16 protein-coding genes are annotated in these 25,302 nt (G+C 61.1%); 3 read left to right on the top strand and 13 right to left on the bottom strand.

The features are described from left to right. The first annotated feature begins 252 nt into the window (after window positions 1-252). Window positions 253-1,926: a bifunctional diguanylate cyclase/phosphodiesterase gene (locus tag LOY55_RS29715; protein ID WP_046030649.1), complete on the top strand. Its 1,674-nt coding sequence runs from the start codon at window positions 253-255 to the stop codon at window positions 1,924-1,926. Between the two features lie 105 nt (window positions 1,927-2,031). Here LOY55_RS29715 and LOY55_RS29710 read toward each other — a convergent pair whose 3' ends face one another. Next, window positions 2,032-3,429, bottom strand: coding sequence for a NorM family multidrug efflux MATE transporter (locus tag LOY55_RS29710; protein ID WP_046031106.1), 1,398 nt, complete (start codon window positions 3,427-3,429; stop codon window positions 2,032-2,034). A 158-nt stretch (window positions 3,430-3,587) separates the two neighbouring features. On the opposite strand from LOY55_RS29710, the gene LOY55_RS29705 reads away from it, so the two are divergent. Both LOY55_RS29705 and LOY55_RS29700 read left to right on the top strand, forming a co-directional pair. Further along, complete coding sequence (locus LOY55_RS29705) at window positions 3,588-4,508, top strand: LysR substrate-binding domain-containing protein (protein ID WP_046030648.1); 921 nt, start codon at window positions 3,588-3,590, stop codon at window positions 4,506-4,508. Window positions 4,509-4,697: 189 nt separating this feature from the next. Next, window positions 4,698-6,674, top strand: a complete 1,977-nt coding sequence (locus LOY55_RS29700) for a methyl-accepting chemotaxis protein (RefSeq protein WP_223523033.1) — start codon at window positions 4,698-4,700, stop codon at window positions 6,672-6,674. A gap of 123 nt (window positions 6,675-6,797) precedes the next feature. Here LOY55_RS29700 and LOY55_RS29695 read toward each other — a convergent pair whose 3' ends face one another. The 12 genes from LOY55_RS29695 to LOY55_RS29640 form a co-directional block, all read right to left on the bottom strand. Then, window positions 6,798-8,240: a VWA domain-containing protein gene (locus LOY55_RS29695; RefSeq protein ID WP_258667265.1), complete on the bottom strand. Its 1,443-nt coding sequence runs from the start codon at window positions 8,238-8,240 to the stop codon at window positions 6,798-6,800. Between the two features lie 54 nt (window positions 8,241-8,294). Beyond that, window positions 8,295-8,801, bottom strand: a complete 507-nt coding sequence (locus LOY55_RS29690) for a hypothetical protein (RefSeq protein WP_046030645.1) — start codon at window positions 8,799-8,801, stop codon at window positions 8,295-8,297. A 4-nt stretch (window positions 8,802-8,805) separates the two neighbouring features. Further along, entirely contained in the window at window positions 8,806-9,543 is a 738-nt protein-coding gene (locus LOY55_RS29685) for a hypothetical protein (RefSeq protein WP_109785726.1), read from the bottom strand. Window positions 9,544-9,577: 34 nt separating this feature from the next. After that, a complete protein-coding gene (locus LOY55_RS29680; RefSeq protein WP_109785725.1) occupies window positions 9,578-11,122 on the bottom strand; it encodes an SUMF1/EgtB/PvdO family nonheme iron enzyme in 1,545 nt (514 codons plus the stop codon). Then, the gene (locus LOY55_RS29675) at window positions 11,112-12,335 is read right to left on the bottom strand and encodes an ABC transporter permease (RefSeq protein WP_223523029.1); all 1,224 of its coding nucleotides are present in this window, start codon (window positions 12,333-12,335) and stop codon (window positions 11,112-11,114) included. Before LOY55_RS29675 ends, LOY55_RS29680 begins: the two co-directional genes overlap by 11 nt. Further along, window positions 12,319-13,029, bottom strand: a complete 711-nt coding sequence (locus LOY55_RS29670; RefSeq protein ID WP_046030639.1) for an ABC transporter ATP-binding protein — start codon at window positions 13,027-13,029, stop codon at window positions 12,319-12,321. The genes LOY55_RS29675 and LOY55_RS29670 overlap by 17 nt, the downstream gene beginning before the upstream one ends. 10 nt (window positions 13,030-13,039) lie before the next feature. Next, window positions 13,040-15,034: a vWA domain-containing protein gene (locus tag LOY55_RS29665; protein WP_258667264.1), complete on the bottom strand. Its 1,995-nt coding sequence runs from the start codon at window positions 15,032-15,034 to the stop codon at window positions 13,040-13,042. Next, a complete protein-coding gene (locus LOY55_RS29660; protein WP_258667263.1) occupies window positions 15,031-16,050 on the bottom strand; it encodes a hypothetical protein in 1,020 nt (339 codons plus the stop codon). The genes LOY55_RS29665 and LOY55_RS29660 overlap by 4 nt, the downstream gene beginning before the upstream one ends. A 3-nt stretch (window positions 16,051-16,053) precedes the next feature. Then, window positions 16,054-18,768 (bottom strand): putative virulence factor, encoded by a 2,715-nt coding sequence (locus tag LOY55_RS29655; RefSeq protein WP_258667261.1) that lies wholly within the window; start codon window positions 18,766-18,768, stop codon window positions 16,054-16,056. Continuing rightward, the gene (locus LOY55_RS29650) at window positions 18,765-21,830 is read right to left on the bottom strand and encodes a virulence factor SrfB (protein ID WP_258667259.1); all 3,066 of its coding nucleotides are present in this window, start codon (window positions 21,828-21,830) and stop codon (window positions 18,765-18,767) included. Before LOY55_RS29650 ends, LOY55_RS29655 begins: the two co-directional genes overlap by 4 nt. A gap of 17 nt (window positions 21,831-21,847) precedes the next feature. Next, complete coding sequence (locus LOY55_RS29645; protein ID WP_258667243.1) at window positions 21,848-23,251, bottom strand: SrfA family protein; 1,404 nt, start codon at window positions 23,249-23,251, stop codon at window positions 21,848-21,850. 186 nt (window positions 23,252-23,437) lie between these two features. After that, entirely contained in the window at window positions 23,438-24,931 is a 1,494-nt protein-coding gene (locus LOY55_RS29640; RefSeq protein WP_258667241.1) for a YifB family Mg chelatase-like AAA ATPase, read from the bottom strand. Window positions 24,932-25,302 lie beyond the last annotated feature (371 nt).

Raw genomic sequence — 25,302 nt, 5'->3', positions numbered from 1 at the left:
GGGAGTCGTTTGTGAAATGGGCCGGCATTTTAACAGGCTCAGCGAATTGTGCTGCTCTGTCCGACTTGTGACGTAACACGCTTTCTCTAATTGCCGGTTTTGTTACTTTCAAGCAGGATGCGCGGTGAATGTGCGGCTAATGTTCTTATTCCGGGCGCAAAACGCGTTTGATAACCGATGTCATTTGGTCATTGGTTACCCGCGCGGCATAATGCCCGCCGCCTACATCTTTGCAGAGTCTAGGGAGCTAGCTTGTCTACGCCTGTCGAACCCTTGCGTTTGCTGTTACTGGCCGAAGAGCCAGCGTGGGCAGCGTTGTTGCGCGAGTGTCTGGCTCCGATGGGGAGCTCGGCCGTGCTCATCAGCGCGCCGAGCTGGGAGTCGGTCAGCAGTTTGTTCGATGACAACCGTAACGCGGTGTTGTTGACTGTTCCTGCACTTCAGCCGCTACCGGGTCGTTGCAGCTTGCCGACGGTGTTGTTGCTCGAGCACGAGCCAGTGACGACGCCCGACAGCGTGAGTGACTGGCTGGTGCGTGACCTGCTCGATGCCGGCATGCTGCGCCGTTGCCTGCGGCATGTGCGCGAGCGTGGCTTGCTGGAAAACACCTTGCAGCGTCTGGCCGAGCAAGACCCGTTGACCGGCATCGCCAATCGCCAGGGTTTTCAGACCCTGCTGGCAGCGCGCCTCGCAGAAAACGACGGCCGGGGCCTGGCCCTCGGTCACCTGGACCTCGACAACTTCCGTCACGCCAACGATGCCCTCGGCCACCAGGCCGGCGACCGATTGATTCTGCAAGTGGTCGCTCGGCTCAAAAGCCAACTTGAGGCCGGCGACCAACTGGCGCGCCTGGGCAGTGACGAATTCGCCCTGCTGATCGACACCCGCCGTGCACCTCAGCGCGCCGAATGGATGGCCGAGCGCATCACCGAAGCACTGGCAGAACCTTACTGGGTCGACGGCGAAAGCCTGTTGATCGGGTCCAGCCTGGGCATTGCCCACGCCCGGGTCCAGGCCGGCGCCGACCCGCTGATGTGGCACGCGCACATCGCCATGCAGCAAGCCAAGAGCACGCAAGGCTGCACCTTTCACATCTTCAACGAACGCATCAACCGCAACGCCCGCAGCATGGCCGATCTCGAAAGCGAGTTGCGCCGGGCTTTGCGCCGTGACGAACTGGAACTGCACTACCAACCCCGCCTGAACCTGGATGACGGCCAGATCGTCGGCCTTGAAGCCCTGGTGCGCTGGCGGCACGCCGAGCGCGGTTTGTTGCCACCGAGCGAATTCGTACCGCTGGCCGAGCAAAGCGGTTTGATCGTGCCGCTCGGTTACTGGGTGATTTCCCGGGCCCTGCGCGACATGCAGGCCTTGCGTGAGCAGGGGCTGCCGGCGTTGCACATGGCGATCAACCTGTCGTTCCGGCAGTTTCAGGACAGCCAATTGCTGTCCACGTTGAGCCGGTTGATTGCCGAGCGTGGTGTCGAAGCGCAGTGGCTTGAATTCGAACTGACGGAAACCGCGGTGATGCGTCGCAGCGATCTGGTCAAGCAAACCATGGACGCCCTCGGGCGGCTGGGCGTGCGCTTCTCGCTGGATGACTTCGGCACCGGGTTCTCGTCCTTCGTGCACCTCAACAGCCTGCCGATCGCGTTGCTGAAGGTCGACAAGAGCTTTGTCGGCGGCATGGAAGAACGTGAGGAGAATCGCAAACTGGTCCACGCGATGATCAACCTGGCGCACAACCTCAATCTCGAGGTGGTTGCCGAAGGGGTGGAAACACCGGAACAGCTGGATCTGTTGCGCGGTTTTGGCTGCGATCAGGTGCAGGGCTACCTGATCAGCAAGCCACTGCCGTTGGCGGAGCTGGTTGAGTATTTGACGTCAGCCAGCGATCAGCAGCCAGTGCTGGAAGTCGTGAACTAGTGAGGATCCTGTAGGAGCAAGGCTTGCCCGCGATGCAGGCGACACGGTCTTGCAGGCACACCGCGTTATCGTTCCTCGCGGGCAAGCCATGCTCCTACAGGGATCTCAGTCTGGCTGAGGGATTTCGAAACGCTGGTGTGACGACGGCTCCTGCCGAATCATCCGCTTCATCTTCCACTCGAACGCCAGCGTCAGGCTGACCGCCGCAAACGCCAGCCCCAGCGCCAGCCCCCACCAGACGCCCGTCGGCCCCCAGTGCACATGGAAGGCCATCCACCACGCGGCGGGTGCGCCAATCAGCCAGTAACAGCCCAACCCGACCAGGAATGTGGTCTTGGCGTCCTTGAGCCCGCGTATGCAGCCCATGGCGATGGTCTGTGTGCCGTCGAACAGCTCAAACCAGGCCGCCACCGCCAGCAGGCTCACAGCCAGGTTGATAACGTCGCGAAAGGCCGGGTCGTTCTGGTCCAGGAACAGGCCGACCAACTGGTTCGGCAGGAACCAGAAGACCATGGCGAAACCGAGCATCGCAGCCGCGCCGAAAGCAATCCCGACCCGGCCCGCCAGCCGCGCATCCAGTAACTGCCCGGCGCCGTAGTGTTGGCCGATGCGCATGGTGATCGCGTAGGAAATCCCGGCCGGAATCATGAACGCGACCGACACGATCTGCAGGGCGATCTGGTGCGCCGCCAACTGCGTGCTGCCCATGGTGCCCATGCACAGCGCGGCGAACGCAAACAGCCCGACCTCCACCGCATATGTGCCGCCAATCGGCAGGCCGAGGCGCCACAGCTCCTTCAAATACCGACGGTTAGGTCGCGACAGGCCCTGGCGCAAGGGGTAGGCGTCATACGCCGGGTGCCGGCGGATGTGCACCGCCAGCGCCACGGCCATCAGGTTGGCAACAATCGCTGTCACCAGCCCGATACCCATCAGCCCGAGTTTCGGCAGGCCGAACATGCCGGTGATCAAGGCGTAGTTGAGCAGGAAGTTCGCCACCGTACCGCCGAGGCTGATCACCATGACCGGCGTCGCCCGGCCAATGGCGCTGGTGAAACCGCGCAGGGCCATGAAGCTCAGGTAACCGGGCAGGGCGAACGGCAGGATCAGCAGAAACTGCCCGGCCGCGTGGACGTTGGACTCGGTCTGGCCAAACAGCAACAGCACAGGTTTGAGATTCCACAGCAGCAGCCCGGCCACCAGTGCCATCAACCACGCCAGCCACATTCCGGCCTGGGTCAGCCGCGCAGCGCCGATGATGTCGCCTGCGCCCTGACGAATCGCCACCAGGGTGCCGACGGCGGCAATCACGCCGATGCAGAAAATCGACACGAACGAATAGCTCGCTGCCCCCAGACTGCCACCGGCCAATGCCTCGGGACTCAGGCGCGCCATCATCAAGGTGTCGGTGAGGACCATCAGCATGTGCGCCAACTGCGAGGCAATCAGCGGCCCCGCCAGCCGCAGGATGGCCCCGAGTTCAATACGCGCTGGATGCTTCATGGTCATCACGCTCGATTATCAAAGTGAACTGGAAAGGGTCGATTCTCGGCGCTTCAAGGGGTTTGCACAAAGGGATAAAAAGGATGGGTAGCATGAGTCATACTCATGCAACGGAGATTCTGCTAGGGTAAGCGGATTGCGCTATAGGAGCTTTCCGCATGTCTCGTCGTCTTCCTCCCTTATATGCCTTGCGCGCATTTGAAGCGGCGGCTCGGCATAGCTCGTTTACTCGCGCCGCCGAAGAATTGTCGATCACCCAGAGTGCCGTCAGCCGACACATTCGTACACTCGAAGAGCATTTTGCCTGTCGGCTGTTTCACCGTAGTGGACGCAACCTGCAGTTGACCGAGTCGGCGCGCCTGATTTTGCCGGGCATTCGTGACGGTTTCTCCGCCCTGGAACGCGCTTGCAATACCTTGCGCGCCGAAGACGACATCCTGCGCATGAAAGCCCCTTCGACATTGACCATGCGCTGGCTGCTGGCGCGGCTCAGCCGCTTTCGGCACCTGCAGCCGGGCAATGAAGTGCAACTGACCAGTGCCTGGATGGACATCGACTCGGTGGACTTCAATCAGGAACCGTTCGACTGCGCCGTGATCCTCAGCAACGGGCATTTCCCGCCGGACTGGGAAGCGACGCTGCTGTTCCCGGAGGAGCTGATTCCGGTGGGCGCGCCGAATCTTCTGAACGATCAGCCGTGGGACGTTGCACGCCTGGCCAGCACCGAACTGCTGCACCCGACGCCGGATCGTCGCGACTGGCGCAGTTGGCTGGACCGCATGGGCCTGACCGATCAGGTCTCGCTCAAGGGCGGGCAGGTGTTCGACACATTGGAGCTGGGCATGATTGCCGCCGCGCGGGGCTACGGCGTGTCCATGGGGGATTTGCTGATGGTGGCGGAGGATGTCGCGCAGGGGCGTCTGAGTTTGCCGTGGCCGACCGCCGTTGCCAGTGGTGAGAATTATTACCTTGTCTGGCCGAAAACCCGCCCCGGAGGTGATCGTTTGCGCCGGCTCAGCGATTTTCTGTTGGGTGAAGTCCGGGCGATGGAATTACCGGATGTGCAGCGTTTGAGCTGAATCGATAGAGCTGGCGTGATAGAGGCCTTGCGCCATATCCCGGCTATTTACTCAAGTATTCAGAATCGCCGCCGAAATTCTGCAAATGGAACCTTCGTGCAGGTCCAGCGCTGTTCCCATTATTAGAAAAATTTTGCTGAGTGTGCAGCCCGATCAAACAGGGGGCAGGGCGCTCGGCCAGGAGTTGTCATGTCTCAACCCCGTGCCCGGATTGCCTCACAGCTTGGCCTCGCGCTTGCCGTGATTCTGGCGATTGTCATCACTGGCAGTACCGTGTTCGCCCTGCGTTCGCTGGACACTGCTAACCTCGCCACCCGCGAAGAGCACCTGGCCAGTGAAGCCCGTTTGCTGGCCGATCAGTTGAGTACCTTCCACGGTACTTTGCGCGAAAGCACCCAGCGTCTGAGCGGCCTGTTCGAGAAGCGCTTCAGCTCCGGCCTGAGCCTGCACCCGGATGAGCCGGTGACGGTGGCCGGTGTGCAGACCCCGGGGCTGCACCTGGGCAGCGAAGTGTTGAACAACAACTTCAAGGAAGTCGACGAGTTCAAGCAAATGACCGCCGGTGTGGCCACGTTGTTCGTGCGCAGTGGCGAAGACTTCATTCGGGTCAGCACCTCCCTGACCAAACAGGACGGCAACCGCGCCATCGGCACGCTGCTTGACCACGCCCACCCGGCTTATGCGCGTTTGATGGCGGGGCAGAGCTATGTGGGTCGCGCGCTGCTCTTCGAGCGTTCCTACATGACGCAATACACCCCCGTACGCGACAGCAGCGGCAAGGTGATTGCCGTGCTGTTCGTAGGGTTCGATTACACCGACGCGCAGAACGCCCAGTTCGCCAACCTCAAGCGCTTCCGTATCGGCCAGACCGGTTCGCTGGCGCTGCTGGATGAACAAAACAAATGGCTGGTGCCGCCGGCGGGCGTGCAGGCACCGGATCAAGCCATTTCGGCCATCGTCGACCTGGCGAAAACACCGGGCAAGGGTGATTTCTGGAGCGACAAGTCGGAAGACTTCTACAGCGTGGCGGTGCCGTTCGACGGCGGGCCATGGTCGGTGGTGGCGAACATGCCAAAAGCCGAAATCAGTGCGGTGACCTGGAGTGTCGGCATTCAATTGGCCATCGGCAGTCTGCTGGCGATGTTGATCGCGGTCGGTTCAGCCGTCTGGCTGTTACGCAGCAAACTCGCGCCGCTGAGCGATCTGGTGCGCCAGGCCGAAGCCTTGGGCGCCGGTGATTTGAGCGTGCGGCTGAACGTGTCGAGCAACGATGAGATCGGTCAACTGGCCCGCGCGTTCAACCAGATGAGCCAGGCCCTGTCGACCATGGTCGAGCACATCCGCAAAGCCTCGCAGGAGGTCAATAGCCGTGCCCAGGCATTGTCCGGCCTGTCCGGTGGCGCTTATGAAGGGATGGAGCAACAGTCCGGCGAAATCACCAGCATGGCCGGCGCCGTGGAAGAGTTCAGCGCCACGTCCCTGAACATTGCCGACAACATGGGCAACACTCAGCGTCTGGCCCAGGAAAACGCACAACAAACTCAGATCGGTCGGACGTCGATGGACGAAGCGTCCTCGTCGCTGGAGCAAATCGCCAGCGCGCTGAACAGCACCGCGACGGTGATCAACACCCTCGGTCAGCGCTCTCAGGAAATCGGCGGCATCGTCGGGGTGATCACCTCGATTGCCGAACAGACCAACCTGCTGGCACTGAACGCCGCCATCGAAGCGGCCCGCGCCGGTGAACAGGGCCGTGGTTTTGCGGTGGTTGCCGATGAGGTGCGCAACCTGGCTTCGCGTACTCGTCAGGCCACTGACGAAATTTCCGGGATGATCAGCAGCATCCAGCAGGAAACCGGCAACGCCATCAGCACCATGGAGCAGGGCAATGTGTTGATGCAGGAAGGTTTGTCGCGTAACGCCAACGTGGCTTCGGCCTTGGCGCGAATCGACGAGCAGAGCCGTTCGGCCGGTCAGCAGTTTGCGGCGATTACCACCGCGACCCAGGAGCAAAGCAGCACCGCAACGTTGCTCAGCAGCAACCTGCAAAGCATTGCGCTGGCCAACAGTGAGCAGCGCGAAGTGGTGTCCAACCTGGCGGTGACGGCCAAGGAGCTGGAGAAGCTCGCGGCGGACTTGCGCCAAGAGGTTGACCGGTTTCGTTGAGGCGCCTCTGAAATAGCTTTCGCGAGCAGGCTCGCTCCTACAGGGTTATGTGTCGATCACATATCCAGTGTGGGAGCGAGCTTGCTCGCGATGGGGTCACCTCAATTCAGGATCTATCCCCGGCTAGTCGCACTTTGCATTGCTAGATACTTCCTTGCTTGCCTGTTTCAACTGATTGGCCAATTCAGACGCATTGGTGCTGTTGTAAACCCGGCCACCAGTGTTTTCGGCGATGCAGCGCGACGGGCCACCGGCGCCGATTTTCACCACGTTGACCCGCAGTCGCGGTTGTTCCTTGGCGATTCGGCGCGACACGGCGCAGGCGTCTTTCTGGCAGCCGTCTTCACCGTCGACGAACATCACGATCACGGCATCGTTATTGCGCCCGTCAACGGTGCTGGCCGCGTAGGCCAGGCTGTCAGCCAGCGGTGTACCGTCGTTGGGAACCAGGCCTCGAATCCCATTGATCAGCCGCGGGCGATCGCCAAATCTGAACACGCCCTGGTCCGGTGTTCTTTCACAACCGGCGAAGGTGATCAGGCGCGTGTCGATCTTCGGGTCCAGCCCGTTGATCATGCCGGCCAACGAGTCCTTGGCGACGTCCATGCGGCTCGGCTTGGCGAAGATCTGTTGGGTGCGGTTCACGTCCAGGTACTTGTTCAGCTCATTGCCGAAGAACCAGTCTTCGTCGGCTTTCACGGACTTGATGTTCAAATCCATCGAGCCTGAGGTGTCGAGCACCACCACGAATTGCGGGATCTTGGCGTCAGGCGCTTTTTTGCGACAGGCGAAGTTATCCAGCGTCGGGGCCGGAGGTGGCGGCGGTGGCGGCGGTGGCGGCGGTGGTGGCGGCGGCGCGGCCACTACCGGTTTTGGTGGTGGGACCGGCTTGGGTGGTGGCACTGGTTTTGGCGCGGGTTCTGGTTCTGGAGCAGGCTCCGGTTCCACAACAGGCTCGGGAACAGGCTCGACCGGTTTTTCCACCGGCGTTACCACTGGCGCAACAGGCGCTACCGGCGGAGCCACGACGACCGGTTCACGGTGCAGGAACCACCAGAGCCACAGCGCCAGAAGCAGCAACAGCAGCGCGAGCAGGGCTGCCGCAATCCACCAGCCACGCCGTGACGGCGGTACGATCGGCGCCACCGGAACAACCGGCGGTACGATCGGTTTTGGCGGACGCTGGTTCCAGCGCACCACCAACGGCTCACCGTTGAGGCTGTAGAGTTTGTCCAGCTCAGGCGTGCCGAGCAGGCTGCGCAGGTCATCCGCTACCGTGGGCTGACCGCGTTTTTGCAGTTCGTCCGCCAGCTGTCCCAGGGACGTCTGACGCACTTCATAGGTTTCCAGCAAACGTCGTTGCGCGTCCTCGTTGAGGTCGGCGTAGGGCGTGGGTTGCCCACCCAGTTCGGTCCACCATTCCAGCACGTCACCACTGCCCATTCGCGGGATGGCGAAGAGACTGGCGACGGTCGGCGGAAAGTGTTTCTGGATGAGGGCGACTTTGGCTTGCAGCGCACTCATCCCCTCCGGTGTGGCTTGCGCATCCCTGATGACCCGCTGCATGACGACGATTCCTGAAAAAGTGCAGGCATCCAGGAGATGCCTGCGGGGTGAACATTACTCTTCGTAACCGAGGCTGAATTGCAGCTGATTGACCTTCTTCTGCAACGCCTTCAGTTGTTCCTGCTTGGCCGCCAGCGATGCTGGAGTGGCTTTGGTCGTTGGCGCCGCTTGCGAGGCCTTGAGTTGCTGCTCGATGCTGGCAATCTGCTTCTGCACACTGCTTTCGTTGCCACGCCGAGCCTTGAGCGAGCTTAGCAACTGACTCAAAGACTGATTCAACGCTGCCTGGGATTTCTGCTGGCTCGCCAGATCGGCTTTAGTGCTCAGTTGCTGCGCCTGAATGTCCGCGTACACCTGATGGAACATTGCGTTTTGCTGGCGGGACTCGCTCAGGGCCAGTTCCTTCTGCTTGACCTGATCGCTGTAACCACCGGAGTAGTCGCAGTTCATCTTGGTCAGCATGCTGCTGTCGCGATTGGTCGAATCGCATTCGCCGGGCTTCGTCGCGCAACCGCTCAGGGCCAGGACGGCGGTAAGGACCGCCAGCTGTCGTAGTGTCATGTGCTTAGCCCAGGGTGATCGCGGAGCGTTGGCTGTACAGACCGTCGACTTCCTTCTGCAGGGCCGTGACTTTCTGGTTCATTTTCGCAATGTTCATGTCCACTTGCTTGATCTCGGCACCTTGTGCGCCTTGTGCGCGTTCGGCATCGGCTACTTTGGTGTACTCGGTGACTTTGGTGCGCATGTTGCCGAGGTCTTTACGCAGGCGGGCGATGTTCGAATCGATTTCGGCGATTTGCGTCTGGGCCTTGGTCTTGTCGACTTTCTTGTTGGCGATGTCTTTTTTGATCTGGGCGATGCGCGCCTCGTCATCGTTGATCACTTGCTGAGCGGTCGCAGTACGGGCGATCACGTTCTGGGTGTCTTGTTCGACGTCGCTGTTCATCTTCGCCAGGCGGGTGGTGGTGTCGGCGTATTCGCTGCGACGCTGATCCAGATAGTAGTTCGCGCCCATGGCCACGCCACACGCGGTAATGCCGGCAGCGATGGCGCACACGGCTTTGTTGCTGCTGTTGGACAGCGCGCAGGTGAGGATGCCGACACCGGCGCCGACGGCGCAGGCCTGGTAACCGGACTTGCTGAAGAACTCTGCATCATTGCCCTGAGTCAGGCGCGGGTCGGTGCCGCCGCCGCTTTCGCCGAGCATGGAGCTGCCGGTGTTGGCGCAACCGGTCAGCAGCAGGCTGCCGGCCAGTACGAAAGCGATCTGTAGCTTGAAGCGAGTCCAAAGGCTGCGCGACATGGTGAAACTCCTAGATGACGGTGTTGACGTGTTGTTATTGAGTGACGGTTTTGCAGCTGGTCAGCCAGGCCTCAGTGTCGATCTTCTGCTTTTGCAGGAACGCCTTCTGATTGGCCCAGTGGGTGCGCAAGTACGGTTTGAGGTCTTGCAGCTGTTTGTTGCGGGTGATGATTTCTTCCATCACCGGAACCTGTTTTTCAAGCAGTGGCTGGCCGTACAAGGTCGCCGATTCCACCAGGCTGCTGGCGTAGTAACGGCTGAGTTTGTGCAGGCGATCCTTCTGCTCCTCGAGCTTGCCTTTGCGCATGTCGCAGCTCGCGTCCTTTTCCGCAGCTTCGCAATTGAGCTTGTAGTTCTTTTGCAGGAAGTCCACGTACTGGCCGTCGTCGAGCATCTTGGTGCACAGGAACGCGCCCAGGTTCAGGCTGGCGCGGATCGCCTGGTCGCGGGTTTCTTCCTGTTGCTGGTTGCTGGCGCGCAACTGGTTTTCCAGGGCCTGGAGCTTTTCCTTGAGGGCTTTGTCTTCGACGCCCGAGGCCAGGCTGTTCAAGGATTGAACGGTGCCTTTGTCGGCAGACTCGGTTTCTTTGCTGCCGGTGCCAAGTTTCTTCCAGCTGTTTTCAATGCTGGCGACGCGCTCGCGGGAGGTCAGGGTCGGCGAGACCAGTACCAGTCGCAGGCCGGTGGTTTTGTTTTTCACCTGGCCATCGGCATTGTAATACGGCTCCTCCTTGCGCAACGCAGTACGCAGGTCGGCTTGCGCGGTCAGGTAGTTGCCGCCACGGACCACGTAGCCGCCTGCCTGACCGTGCTGGCGGTCGAGTTTGTTCAGGCGAAACGGTTCGAACATCATTTCGTCGACGTTGCCGAGCATGTCATGCAGGCCCAGCGGATTGGGCTTTTGCAGGCCAGACAATTGCAGCTTGCCGTTGGACGATTGCGCCCCGGCGAACCACTCGTAGGCGTTGATCCCTTCGGGCATCGGGTAGTGCGTGTCGCGGAATTCAGCGGCGCCGACTTCCAGCCCGCCGCGTGCGGCGAACTCCCACTCGACTTCAGTCGGCAGGCGCAAGAAGCCCAGCGCGCCGTCTTCCTTGGGCAACTTGTCGGCGGCGTTCTTGCGCAGCCACAGGTTGTATTTGTCGGCGGCTTCGATGGCTTGCACCCAGCTCACCGCCACTTGCGGCAAGCGCATCTTGGTCGCAGCCGTCGGGCAGGTTTCTTCGGTCAGTGCGGCGTATTGCAACTGACTCATCTCGTACTTGGCCATCAGGTAGTAGCGGGACTTGTCGTTCTTGGCGCCGGTAAAACTGCCGGCGATGAACGTCGGCCGCGTCTGTTCGACGTAGCCATATTCCGCGCCGTCCTGACCGATGTTGATCGGGTAGTCATCGAGCGGCCCTGCCACCGGAATGAACACCTTGCGAAAGACCATCGAGCCTTCGCAGGGCATCGGCAGCACCACGTCGGCGGCGTCCGGCATCGGGTTGTAATACTTCTCTTCCCAGCCCGCAGCCGAGGCGTCGAGCAGATAGCCAAGGCTCAGGGGCAATAGCAAGCCAAAACGTTTATAGCTCACGCAGACTCTCCGCAGGTTGGATGTTGATGGCTCGCAGGGCGCCGATCACGGCCACCAGCGCAGCGACCAGAATGGTCAGGAGCAGGGCGCCAAGGCCATGCCAGACCGTAATGTGGCACACGAAAGTGCCGGTGGCCTGGCTGCTGCCGAGCAAATAGTCGAACAAATGACTGCCAACGGCATAGAAGCCCAACCCGCCCACGTAACCGGCCAGGCTCAGCAACAGCGCTTGCACGACCACGAAACCACCGACGGCCCTGCGTTTGAAACCCAGCAGGCGCAGCACCGCGAGGCTTTTGCGCTTGCGGTCGATGTTGGCCAGGAACGCGCCGACCATCGACGCCACACAGCCAATCAGCGCCGCCATGGCGATAACCCCGAAAATCAGCCCCAGCACATGGTTGATGGCTTTGACGTTGTCGATGTCGGCCAGTCGGCTCGACGTTTCGATGTGTTGTTCGTTGAGCCAGCGCTCCAGTGGCGCCACTTGATCGATGTCGCGCGCATACACCCGGGCACGGGCATACAGCGGTTGCAGGTTGTCCAGAGGCTTGCCGGTGGCAACGCCGAACGCACTGACCTCATAGCCATCGCGAAAGCGCTCCAGGTTCAACAGCAACGGCGGGGCGACAAACCCGGCGGCGCGACCGAAACGTGCACCGTCGAGCACGGCGAGCACCGTCAGTGTTATCTCGCCGCGTTCATTGACACCTTCCAGGCGGCGCAGCGCCCGCAGTTGCACACTGTCGCCGACCTTGGCCTGCAAGCGTTGCGCGGCGCTGGCGCTGAGGATCACTTGATTGCCGACCGGGTTGAGCGACGCGAGGTTCAGTTGCGGGTCGCCCGGTTCGGTGGCAATGATTTCCGCACCTTCGACAAAGCGTTGCATGCCCATCAGCAAATCAGCCTGGGTATTGAGCGAGCGCGTCTGGCCGAGGGCAAAGCCGGTCTCGGGGAGCTGGCGCAAACGCTCGATCCAGGCGCTGTCGTAGTTGCCGTTGCTGAGCATCTTCACTTCAAGGTTGCGCGGGTCGCGCAGCAGTTCGTCCTGCAACTGGCTGACCACCCCGTGCTTGAGACCAAACAGCAGCAACAACGGCGCGATCACCGCCACCAGGGAGGCGGCGATGCACAGCGAGACCTTGCGGTCGTGCCAGAGGTCTTGCAGCGCCAATGAGCCCAACAGGCGCACTTGATTAATCCATGGGTTCAAACAGTGTCTCTCCCTGACGGCTGACAGCACCCAGTCGCGGCAAGCCGAAAGACTTCAGCAAGGCCCAATCATGGGACACCACCAGTGCACTCAAGCCCATGTTCGACACCAGGCTCAGCAGCAACTCGAACAAACGCCGGGCGCTGTGGGGGTCGAGCGCGGCGGTCGGTTCGTCGGCCAGCAGCAGCACCGGTTCATGGGCAATGGCCCGAACGCAGGCAACGCGCTGGCGTTCGCCGATCGACAATGCCTGCGGTTGTTTATCCAGCAACCCGCTCAGGCGCAACACGTCAACAGCGTGGTCGATGTGCTCGCTCTTCGCCGACATCCCGAGCAAACGGCGCGGCAGGCTGATGTTGTCACGCACGCTGAGGAACGGCAGCAAGCCGCCGCTCTGCAAAATGAATCCCAAATGCCGTGAACGCACCGCCGCCAGGGCGGGCTGGTCGTCGCTGGCGAGCAGTTGAGCGATGTCTTGAGCCGGTGCCGCTGACGTCGGGCCCAGACGAAAGCGCTCGAGTTCGACAGGCGCGAGCAACAGGCCGATGGCTTCGAGCAATGTACTTTTGCCGCTGCCACTCTCGCCGGTGATGGCGAGGATTTCTCCGGCGCCAACCTGCAAGTGCGGCAGGCGCACGTGGTGGGCCAGCGCGCCGTCACCACGACGCACCAGCAGGTTCTTGATATCGAGCATGGGTGTCTCGTTAAGGCATCATTTCCAGTGGCACCGGGTACACGTTGTCCCGCGCGTCGCTGTCCTTGGCTAGAGCTACCCAGCGGTCAACATCCGCGTTGTAACGCTGGTAATGCCGCAGTTTGGTATTGAGCGTGCGGATGAATTTCTCCTGGGCCAGACCGTCCCAGCTCTTCCAGGTTTCTTCATCCAGGTTCAACACTTCACTCTGATAGGGCAGGTCTTCGAGGTACTCGCCGAGCACACCCATGTCCGCCAGTTTGGCTTTGCTGTTCTGCTTGAGCTGATTGGGATCGGCGCCCATGGTCGCCGCCACCGAGCGCAGGCGCTCGAACATTTCCGTCGGCGAAATCAGGCCTTCGTTGGCCGCATCGAGGATCTGCTTCATCACGTCGCTCAAGTCGCTGAGCTGAGACTTGGTCAGCAGCACCCGCACATCGGTGGTCGGGATGTTCTGCTTGATCAGGTCGCGGTCGGTGATCCACGCCTTGAACACCGGCGGAGCCTTGCTGTTGGTCTTCTCGCCGAGATAGGCCAGTTGCATGGCATGGCCGATCAGCGCCGCGTCTTCGAGCATTTTCTTCTCGGCCGGGTCCTGTTTGGCGTTCGCCGCGCTGCCGATGGCGTCTTCGCCCATGTAGGCGGCTTTCACCTGCGTCGTGATCGCGGCGGCCAGTGCGTCGACCTTGCGACCGAACTCCTGCACATCGCCGGCATTTACCGGGTAGTACAGCGAGGTGTTGGTGCCAGGGTAAGTCGACAGGTCCCGGTACTGCGCTTCGGCCTTGGCGTGGTCCTTGGCCCCGGCCGGGGTTTTCAAGTGCAGCGTATAGATAGCTACACCCGGATTGGCGGCCTCGATACGCACCTGCGCTGCGCTCAACCCGGTCTTCGACAGTTTGTCGTCGCCCTCGATGGCGCCCGCATCGGTGATCAACACCACGTAGCGCGCGCCGAACTGGCTCCAGTCGACCTTGTCGATGCTCTCCATGACGCCGGCAAATGAGTCTTCATCGAAGCTGCTGCTCGATACGTTGGCCTGTTTGAGGTCGGCGATCTTGGCGAAAAAGTCGGCGCTGTCTTTCACCTTGGTAGGGTCGGCGTACATTTTGGTGGTGTATTCCAGCCCCGGCACCGCTTGGGTGTTGGAACGGAAAGCCACCATGCCGAACTTGACCTGCTTGCCGAGGTTCTGCGCTTCGATCTTCTGATAAACCTTGCGGATCGCCTCGCGGGTGCGGTCGATGTACGGGTCCATCGAGATCGTCGAGTCGATGACAAACACCACCGCCGCACTGAATTCCTTCAACTGGCTGGCCGTTTTGTCTTCGGCTTCCTTGCCGCCGGCAGCGCTGTTTGCCGCACCGCCCTTGGCCGTCTTGTCATCCGGTTTGCTGACCGACGCGACGTTGAGCAGGCGCGTGCGGAAACCGCTTTCGGTCATGACTTCTTCGCCACTGAGCACCGGCAGCAGGTAAAACTGCTTTTGCAGGTCGACGAAGTATTCAGGTTCTTCGGCCAGCACGCCGGGTGCTTGCTGGCCTTTTTTCAGCGTGGCCCGCAGCGGCGCGACTTTGCTGACCGGGTCTGGCGCATCCAGGATGCCTTCGACAGTGGCGCGGTCCTTGAAAAACAGCAGCCGGTCGCGGTTAGCCGGGTTGGTGAACGCCAGCGTCAGCTGCATTTTCCAATCGGTGGTGCAGCCGGCAGGTAGCCAGCCAATGGTTTTGCCGTAACTGTCGGGGCCGACTTTCAGCCATTCGGCGTTGTTCGCTTGCGCGCGCTCGTACACATAAAAGCGGCTGAATACCGGTTGCTCGTCGACTGCCGCGCCGCCCGCCGTCGGGCTGATCTTGCAGCCCGGCGTGGTCAGTACGCGTTGGAACAGGGTCTTTTTACCGGCCTGGATCAGCGGTTTGTCATCGGCCTGGGACAGCGGGCTGATGCACAGTGCCAACAAGGCGGCACTGCTCAGCAGGAATCGACTCACGGGTGAACGGATCACTTCTGCAACTCCTCGAAGCGCTGCTTGGCTTCGGCGTTGTTCGGGTCCTGCGTGAGGATGGTTTCGTACCAGTAGGCGGCGGTGGCGTTGTCTGCGGTAGGGAAGCACTCGCTAGCCTTCAGGTATTTCGGGTCGTATTCGCGGGCATAGGCGTTGGCGATCAACGCGTCACCGGCCTGGGCACGGTTGGCGTACAGACGCTGCGCGACGCCACAGTGCTTGCCGGCCTTGGCTTGGTTGATGATCTCCAGCAACTTGGCGCTGTCGGGCGCAGCCTTGATGCAGGTCTGGACGAAGGTCAATTCGGGCAGGCTGTTCATGCTCTCGAGGGTGCAGGCCTGGGCGTCGGCGCCGGCCGGCGCGGCAGTAGGGGCTGCGGCCACCGGAGCGGGTGCGGGAGTGCGTTTGTAGAACCAGAATCCAGCGCCTGCTGCCAACAGCAACACCACGACCATCAACAGGCCGATCAGGCCTTTGTTGCTTTTCTTCGCCGGTGGCGGCGGTGTCTCGACGGGGTCGGCGAATACCGGCTCCGGTTCCGGTTCCACTTCTGCCTCGGCGGGCGGCAGGACCAGTTCCGGCAGGTCAGGGATCTCCGGTGCCGGTGCTACCGGTGTCGTCAGTTCGGCGCCGCCGTACGTCGAGCGCGTCTGGCCGCCAGCCGTGGAAGCCAGCAGGTTGTTGGCCGGAAGTATCACGCCTGCGTCGGCATGGCCCAGGCTCTGTTCGCGAAGTTCGATGCGAAATTGCGAGTTGCCGCTGCCTTCCAGTAATGGGTCAACCACGTCCGGGCCAACCTGAGTTACCAGGAATTCGCCGTTGGCGGTGAAGCGCGAGACTTTGAACCAGAACGGATTGTTGCTCCAGGCCTTCTGGCCCTGAAGGTAAAAACCGTCCTGGTTACGCTGAATGGAAAACTCCAGCTGTTCCTCGCCACCCTGCCATTTCTTTACGGTGAGGCGGGCCTGGCCAGGCACATTGGGCTCTAAGGCGAGCAGGTCGACACGAATTGGCATTGCTTATCTCGCTGCGAAGGCTGTGAGCACTTTGCCCAGCCGTTCGTTCTGTTCAGGGGTGATTTCGCGCCCGGCGCCATGGCCGGCATTGTCCTGGGTGATGTAGGCAAGGCCCGAGAGCCAGTCGCCGAGATACCGCTGCGCCTGGTTCGCCGGTTGCGGCGGCAGCACCGGCACTTGTCCCGGATTGATGTCGGTATAGAACGAGAACAAAGGCAACTTGGCACCGGCCCGGCTGTTCGGACGCTCGCTTACCGGTTTCTGGATGTAGCCGAACCAGGAGACGAAATCGCGCAGCACACGTTGCACTTCCAGTACCTGACGCTCGACCAGTTGATCGCGGCGCGCGCCACTTTGTGCACGCTTGAGGACCGCACGGCTCAGTTGCCCCGGCAAGTCCTGGCGGTAAGCGGCGGTGATCAGTTCGTCGACCACCGCTTCGAGCAACGCCTTTTCCAGCCCGAGGAGGTTGAGCAGGCTTTGCCGGGTGGTCAGTTCACGCAGGTGCGCGATCCAGGCCTTGAACGCGGCTTTGGCGAAGCGGTGCTCGTTGCTTTGGAGCTCTGGCGCCGGGGTATTGGCTTTGCTGCTGACCGGTGTGCTGTCGTGACTCAGGTCGTCGCCGAAATCGAAATCAAAACCGGCGTCGTTGCCGTACAGGCTCTGGCTCGGTGTCGGCGCGACCGGTTCGTCGGTCACGGTAGGCTCGTCATCGGTTTCGTACACGCCGCTGAGGTACAGGTCGCGCACCTCTTCGCTCGGCATGTCGAGTTGATCGATGAGCTCGCCGAGTACCGCCGGACGACGGCCAAGGCCCGTGAGTATCATCTGCGCTTGCGCTTTTTTCGCCGCTGCGGCGCCGTCACCGTCGGCGTAATACCAGGTGCTCAGGCCATGCGTAGTCAGGCCTTCGAGGCATTCGCTCAATTGCTCGCGGATGCGCTGCAATTTGAATTCGAGGTTGGCAACGCCAGTGAAACTGCCGCTGAAGTGGCTGATGCCACCGTCATCGTTGCGCAGCATTTCGGCCCAGGCGTTGGCCGGGTTCTTGATGTGTTTGCACACCAGGTCGTTGCTGGCGAAGCTTTCGCCCAGCGCTTTGACGCGATCTTCATAGCCGCCATTGAGGCCGGTTTCGGCACCGTTCGCGTCTTGCCCGATGAACGCCGCGTCCATGCGCGGCTTGCGCACCAGGAAGGTGTTCTGGAACGGTGTCCCGGCCCAGTCGTTCATCCAGCTCAGGCTGCCGAAGCGCTCCAGCATGGTCAGCTTGACCATGCCGTTCCAGCTCTCGTCGTACTGATCAGGTGTCAGACTCAGGGAGTTGCTGATGCGCAGGTCGAGCATAGTCAGCGCCCAGATCAGACCAGTATCGCGTTTCGCGCGAGCGGCCGAGTCGGCGCCCTGGGTCTTTTCGATCCAGCGTGTCAGCACCGGGCCAACGTCGTTGACGTCGCTTTGTTTGGTCGAACCGGTGCAAACCACCAGCGCGTTCATTTCCTGGTTGTCGGTGTAACGTTCGAACAGGTAGGCGACCTTGCCCCGCAGAATCAGTTGCGAGACGGAGTTGTCCTTGGTGGCGGATTCGGGATCGTTGGAATCGGCGATTTCGTGCAGCTTTTTGCGCCCGCGATAACCGGGGAAATCCAGCAGGTCGACCTGATTGACGATTTCGTCGACCGGCGCTTCGATCAGGCGGAAGGTCATTTCAGCGGTCAGTGCCGCCAGTTGCGCGACCGGGATGCCCTGACTGTTTTGCAGACGGCCACCCACCCATGGTCGAATATCGATCGGCAAATCCAGCGGGCTACCGAAGCGTTCGAGGATGTCGACGTTCATGATGCTGTCGCGCTGGCTGTAGGTGTCGTTTTCGAAACTCACCAAGGCCTTCAGGGGCGCGAACACGGTTTCGGGCAAACCCAGCTTGTGCAGCGCGCCGGCCAGTTGCTGATAAACGCGCGTCAGTTCGCTTTGCTCGCCCCATAGGATCGAAAACAGCTCGGCCCGTTCCTGGAAATTCAGGCGCGGCGCCAGTTGCAACGCCTTGGGCCAGTACAGGTGCTCCAGCTTCTTCACTGAGTTGCGGAAGTTGTCGCGCAGGTAATCCCACAGCGACACCAGATCGTCGGCGTTGACGCCCGTTTGCATCGGCCCGGTTTCGCGACCTTCGAACGGTTTGAGCACGCGCTGGATGCGTTCTTCGTCGATCTCGTAGGAAATGCGTTCAAGGTCGAAATCCTTGAACCAGGAGTTGGCGAGAATCTTCGCCAGCTCGATTTCCTTGAACAGCGTGAGTTCGACCGGGAAATCATTATCCTGGCTCGGCGTGGCGCGGCGGCTGAAGCGCGTCACCAGGCCGGTGGCTTCCTTGCCGCCACCCACCGGGTTGATGTGCTTGATGAAGTCCAGGCGCTGGCCACCGAAGTCGGTCTCCAGTTTGCCGTTCTGACCAGCAGCGAGAGCCGAAATCAGGTAGGACTTGCCGGCCTGCGACAAACCGAAAAAGCCAATGGTCATCGGCGTGCAGGCCACGCGACCCAGGCTGTGAGCCAGGTTGCGGGCACGGTGCAGGCGGATGTTCAGGTTGTCGGCTTCGCTGTCCAGGCGTGGCGCATTGGCGCGCGTCTGGCCAATCCAATCCAGCGCCTGACCGGCACCTTCATAAACAGCGGCCCAACTGTTTGAGAGCTGATGTTGTTCGGGGGTCAGGTCGTTCATTTGCGTTTCACACTTCCACTGTCGAGCCAGTACTTGGAATCGTTCAGGCCGGCGTCGAGCATGGTGTTGAGCTCCAGCACGAGGTCGCTGCGCGGGTTGAAGTTGACATTATTGCAGTTGGATTCGATGTCGCGAACCGAGAGGAGATCGCTGACCAGATCCTGCTTGCGCGTGTATTTGTCCGCCGGCTTGACCTCGAATCGCACCTTGAGCAGCGGCGCGCTGCCGTTATCACCGATGGCACGGGAAAACTTCTCCCGACCGACTTTGGTGAAGCGCAAGCTGTACAGCGGCGACGCGGCCCAGCGATCGGCAGCCAACTGGCGGAAACCGAGGCGCAGGTCGCCTCGCATTTCCAGTTGCGGCGTGTCGGCGGTATCGCCCACGCCGATCACCGGCAGCTTGATCTTGTAGTCTTCGGACTGGATGTCGCGATACAGCACGTCGGCATCCTTGATCACGTTGTTCAGGTCGATGACGCCGATGTGCTTGACCGTCGAATACGGCTTGAGTGCCGAAGCACGGAAGTAGAAATTCGGCACGCTGTGGTTGGCACACAGCAGGCAAAGCATGGCGCCCACCGAGGCGGTGCTTTTCGGGTCGTCGATCCGGCCATTTTTATGGAACGGATACCAGCCGCCCGTGCGGTAGTTTTGCAGCGCCAGAATGCGCCCTGGCGGCAGCGGCAACACCTTGCGAATGAACGCCTGGATGCCGGGCAGGCGCGAAGGACGGCCAGTCAGCAGCAGCACGTCGCACGGGTAATGCGCGACCACTTCACACAGCGCACCAAGAATTTTGGTGATGTTGATCTGGTCGTTGAGAAATGCGGCATGGAGCTTTTGCAGGTCGAAACTGATGGGTGCCTCATACACGTCGAAACCGCTCTGACTGCCGACATCGCGGCGTACGGCGGCATTGACGTAGTCGAGCACGGTCTTGCTGATCGCGTTGTCGCCCAGCAATTGGCGGTAGCTTTGCGGGGTGACTTCCTGCGGGACCTGCGGATCGTAATGCTCGTAAGCCTTGAGCAGCGCCAGGCCCAGCGGTGCGAACACCTGCAGGTTCAACTGCTGGCGCAGGATCATGTCCTGGGCGCTGACCGACTCATCGCCGCACAGCCGTGACATCAACGAATCCGGGGCTTTTACGCCGGCGTTCTGCAACGCTTTCTCGAAGCTCGGCAGGATGAAGTCCTGAATCACGTCCAGCAGGATGTCGTCGCCGGCCACTTTGAATCCGTCGCGGAAACGCTGCTCGGGCACGATGTGCACGTTACTGCCGCTGCCGGTGTTGCCGGCGCGGTCGAGGCGATAGTCGGTGATGACCAGGTCCGTGGTGCCGCCGCCGATGTCGATGGTCGCCAAGGTAATACGCTCGCGGTCGGTCTTGTCGGGCCGGGCGATGGTGTCGAAAAACTCTTCCGGGTGACCGGCGAAGTTCTCGTTGACCTCGGTGTACAGGTACACCAACTGGCCGCAGGAAGCTTCGTCCCATTCCACGCGGATGCTCGGGATCGGCGTGCGCGGGCTCAGGGCCTGATCCTGATGCGGGTCTTCCTCGCCGGCGTGCCAGCCGAGGCTCTTCCAGACCAGGCCTATGGCTTGCAGCATGCGTTCGTTGAGGATGCTGCGCTCGGCTTGTGGCATGCCCGGCGGCACGGTCAGGGTGATGCTGTTGAGCTGGCGCGGTACGCGGGTGTGCCCCTGGCGCGAGCGCTGGGCCGGGCTGTTGATTTGCGACAGCGCCTGGGCCAGCACTTCGGCGAGCATGAAGGTCATCAGCGAGCTGCGCGAATAACGCGGCATGAACACCGGCAGGCGATCGTCTTCTTCGAGGCTGTAAAGGGCTTCACCGGTTTCATTGATCAGGTGTGAGAACGGCGCGGCGGTAGCGTAGGGCTCGTTATCGGTCTTGATGTACGAGCAGTTGAACCGCCAGCCGTGGCCGTAGGCGTTTTCGTCCCACAGATAACGTTTCGGGCTGGACAGGCCCGTGGAGCCTTCGGTGCCGCGACGACGGCTGGCCAGACGGCTGGCCTCGTTGCCGACACGGGCAATCGTCGCCCACTGGAAGGCATCATGACGGCCGCTCTTGACCGAGCAGTGGTCCTTGCCGAAATACGCCTGGGCAAATTCCACGCGACTTTCGAACGGCAGGTTGTAGGTGTGCTCGGGGGTGATCAGGTCGCGCAGTTCCAGCACGTAGTTCTGCTTGAGCCCGGAGCCGGCCTGACCATGGTTCTCGATCAGGATGCCGCAGGTACGCGAGTTGCCGACGTCCAGCACCAGGTCCACCGGAATCGGTTTGACCAGGCCGTTGCTGTCGTTGGCGACGACTTTCAGCTCGGGGATCTCGACTTTCGGGCGAGCCGTCGACTGCTGTGCGGCAGACGGCTTACTCAACAGGCTGAGCAAATTCAGGTAATGCGCCAGGTGATAGTTGGCGCGGATATCGATGTCCAGCTCTTCGCGCGAACGGTGGGTATTGCCCTCGTTGAACACTTCCAGCAGCCATTCATTGACCCACGGCTGGGCCAGGAACCAGCGGGTTTCGCTGGCCTTGGTCGCCAGTTTGAAAGACACGCCGGAGCTGATGTCTTCTTCGTTCGGCGCCAGGTAGGCGGTGCCGTCACGCTTGGGCATCACGCGGCTGTCGAAGGCCATCGTCAGGCGGTGGGTGTTGCCGTCGATGTCTGGCGTGGCCAGTTTCACCAGGCGCATGCGCGACCAGTTGGTCGGGCCTTCGTCGAAGCGATGCGGGGGCATGAAGCGGAAAAACGGGGTCGGCAGCCAGACACCGTCGAGCAATTCGAGGCTGCTTTTCATGTCGACACTGAACACGGGCTTGGCCTTTTCGACCTTTTCCGGTTCGGGTTCGTAGAAAAAGAAGTCTTTCTCTTCGTTGTACGCCAGACGGCAGATCAGCCCGCTGATCATTGGTGCGAACTCGCCCGCCGGTTCCTTGCGAGGATCCAGGCGCAGCGCGAAATCCATGAACTGGATGCCGGTGTCGCTGACCAGCGTGACGGTGTCTTCGAATTGGGTGACTTCAGGCAACATGTCTGGTTATTCCGTTTTTATTCGGCCACGTGCCGCATGGACATGGGGAATTGTTCTTTGCCGTAACCGCCGGTGCAGTCTGCGACTGTGGTCGCCCCTTTGCGGCAGTTGACCTTGGGCATGTCGTAAGTGCTGCCATCGGCACATACGGCCTGACCCTGGCTGTCGATGGCCAGGCTGCCACCCTTCATGGTAGCGCTCACCGGCCCGCTGCATTTGGTGCCGTCGGCCTGGTGCACGGTGACTTCGCCCTTGCCGTCCTTGAGTTGGTACTCCAGGCGCAGCGGTTTGCCGGTGCGACGATCCTGAATGCCAGCACCGGCGCGGAACTGACCGTCGAGGAACTTGGCGGCACCGTCAGCGGCGTCTGGCGGAATGCTCAGGGGAGGGCCAGGTTTTGCGGCGGCGGATTTTTCTGCCTCGGATGGTGAGACAGCAGGCGGAGCGGTTTTGTTTTCAGGTGCCGTGGCCGGCGATTCGGCTGCCGGGTCTTTGGCCGGGTCTTTACCCTGATCTTTGCCTGGATCTATGCCTGGATTTTTGCCCAAGTCGGCGCTCGCGGCATCAGCCTCGTTACCCTCGACGGCTGGCGCTTCGACACCATGAGTCCCCGTCACGGCGGTGCCGGTGGTGGTCCCTGTGACAGTGCCTGTCACGGGGACGCCATTCAATGTCGTGGCATTGCCGGTCAATGGTGGCTCTTCCAGTTGTCTTTCAACGGGCACGACGCCCTCTGGAAGCAGATCAACCGCCACCCGTGGAATCGGCACGCAACCGCGTAAACCCAAGAGTAGCCACAACAACAGCAGCAAGAAAGGCAGCAGCAACAGCCACCACCAGCGTCGCCACCACGGGCGAGCCACCACTGGCACGATCGGCGCGACAACGGGCGCTGCTTCGACCACGGGTGGCAGGGTGAACACGGGCGCAGCCTGAGTCAGGCAGTGCAGGGGATCGCGATTGCGGTCGGTGCCCGCGTGCTCGAAACCCCAAAAGGTCAGTACCGGTTTGCCTTGCACCAGGTAGACGAAGTTTTCGTCAGGGAAATGAATGACGCGCTTGAGCAACTTGCCGAACACGGCTTTGTCGCCCTGCTGCTGTTCGGCCGGATCAGTGCCCAGGTAGCGCTGGCTCAATTCGTCGAGCGCTGTCTTCAAGGATTCAAGTTGGAGGCGGGCAGGGACGCGTTCTTCTTCGGTCGCGCTGCTCCACGGGATGACATCGCCCTCGAGGCCGCTGTACCAGTCGATCTGGTTGCCGAGTTCATCGCTTTGAGGGATGGCCAGATGATCGACCATTTCGGGATTCTTGCGACGAATGGCTTCGCGCAATTGCAGGGCCGCCCGGTAGACCGGTTGACCTGTTTCGCCCAGGGCAGTGAATGACCCGCTCTTACCGCTGCGTAATAGTGCCCCGCGCATTCAAACTCCATATGTATCGTTGCGCAAATAATGACAGACAAAGGTGTCTGTTCTTGCTCCTGCAATTAGCTGGCGACCTTAATGTCATAATGATGTCGCCGTCAATTAGCGGAGGTCCAAAACCGTATGAGACTAGCGTAAGTGTGCATAGGTTGCATGAGGTCATTTTGGACTTTATGAAATCCCTCAATTTGCACTCGGCCGGTACTGCAATGCCTCGGCCAGGTGCTCGCGCTTTATCTCATCGGTTTGCTCAAGATCCGCCAGCGTTCGGGCTACTTTAAGCAGCCGATGTGCGGCTCTCAGCGACAGCGTCAATCTTTCACAAGCGGATTCCAGCCAGTTTTCGTCGGCTGTGGATAACGTGCAATGTTTGCGCAAACCCGGCAGATCGAGGAACGCATTGGCGCAGCCCTGGCGCTTGTGTTGCCGTTCTCGTGCGTCAGCCACTAGTACCGCTGCGGTGGCGGTGTCGTCACCGGGTTTAAGCGCCGGATTGAGCGCCGTGGCTTCCCGGGCAACAGTCAGATGCAGGTCGATTCGGTCCAGCAATGGGCCTGACAGTTTGTTGCGGTAGCGCTGGACCATGTCCGGCGTACAACTGCATTTGCCGCTCGGTTCGCCAAGATATCCACAGGGGCAAGGATTCATCGCCGCGACCAATTGAAAGCGGGCGGGGAATCTCACACGGTCCTTGGCCCGGGAAATCACGATATGGCCGGATTCCAGCGGCTCCCTTAACACCTCCAATACCTTGCGATCGAATTCCGGGAGTTCGTCGAGGAACAGTACGCCGTGGTGGGCGAGGGTGATTTCGCCAGGTTGCGGTTTCGAACCGCCGCCAACCAATGCCGGTCCGGAGGCTGAGTGATGAGGTTGGCGGAACGGTCGTTGTGGCCAATGGCTCAAGGGCACGCAACTGGAAACTGACTGGATTGCCGCGACCTCCAGTGCCTCATTTTCAACCAGTGGCGGTAACAATCCCGGAAGACGGCTGGCCAACAACGTTTTCCCAGTCCCCGGCGGCCCGCTGAACAACAGGTTATGTGCCCCTGCCGCGGCAATCAGCAAGGCGCGTTTGGCCGAGAGTTGCCCCTGCACTTCATTGAGGTCGGGATAGGGTTTGCTGGCGTAGAGCAAACCATTGGAAACGTAAGGCTCGACCGGTGTGTGCCCATTAAAATGCGCGACCGCTTCCAGCAAATGATCCACCGCGATCACCTTAAGCCCTGAGGCAAGGCATGCCTCTTCGGCATTTGCCCGCGGCACCATTAGCGACCGCCCGGCCTTACGCGCCGCCAATGCCGCCGGCAATACCCCACGCACGGCTCGTACAGCGCCCGAGAGCGCGAGCTCTCCCAGGCATTCCACATCATCCAGCGTCAACGTCGGCACCTGCACACTGGCGGACAGAATCCCCAAGGCAATCGCCAGATCAAACCGGCCACCGTCCTTGGGCAAATCCGCCGGGGCGAGATTCAACGTGATGCGCCGCGCCGGGAATTGCAGTCCGGAATTGATGATCGCGCTGCGTACGCGGTCCTTGCTTTCCTTCACCGCCGCCTCCGGCAAACCGACCATGGTCAGGGATGGCAAACCGTTGGCCAGGTGGACTTCAACGGTAACGGCAGGCGCATCCACGCCGATTTGGGCGCGGCTGTGGACGATGGAGAGGGACATGGTCGTTCCTTGAGTGGTACGGGGGCCGCTTCCTGCGGGTTTTTGAAGGGTAGTCGTGGAGTCTGGCTGGAGAGGTGGGAAATCTTCGCAAGATATTGCAGGTTCGCATGATCTGTAGCAGCTGGCGCAGCCTGCGTTCGGCTGCGCAGCAGTCGTAAATTCGACAGGCAAAGGTTACCTGACACACCGTGTACTTTGATTACGACTGCTGCGCAGCCGAACGCAGGCTGCGCCAGCTGCTACAAAGGTTGCGTCGGGGTTGGTACTGGGTGCAATCCGCTGCATGGACGTTGGTTTTGTGGGACTGTGCCGAGATACATGAGGGACGTCGGCCAAAGCGCACGGGCGCTCTTGTGCGCTCGAGGGAGCTG

Source organism: Pseudomonas sp. B21-040, assembly GCF_024748695.1.
Lineage (GTDB): Bacteria > Pseudomonadota > Gammaproteobacteria > Pseudomonadales > Pseudomonadaceae > Aquipseudomonas.
This window is presented reverse-complemented; position numbering and strand designations above follow the sequence as displayed.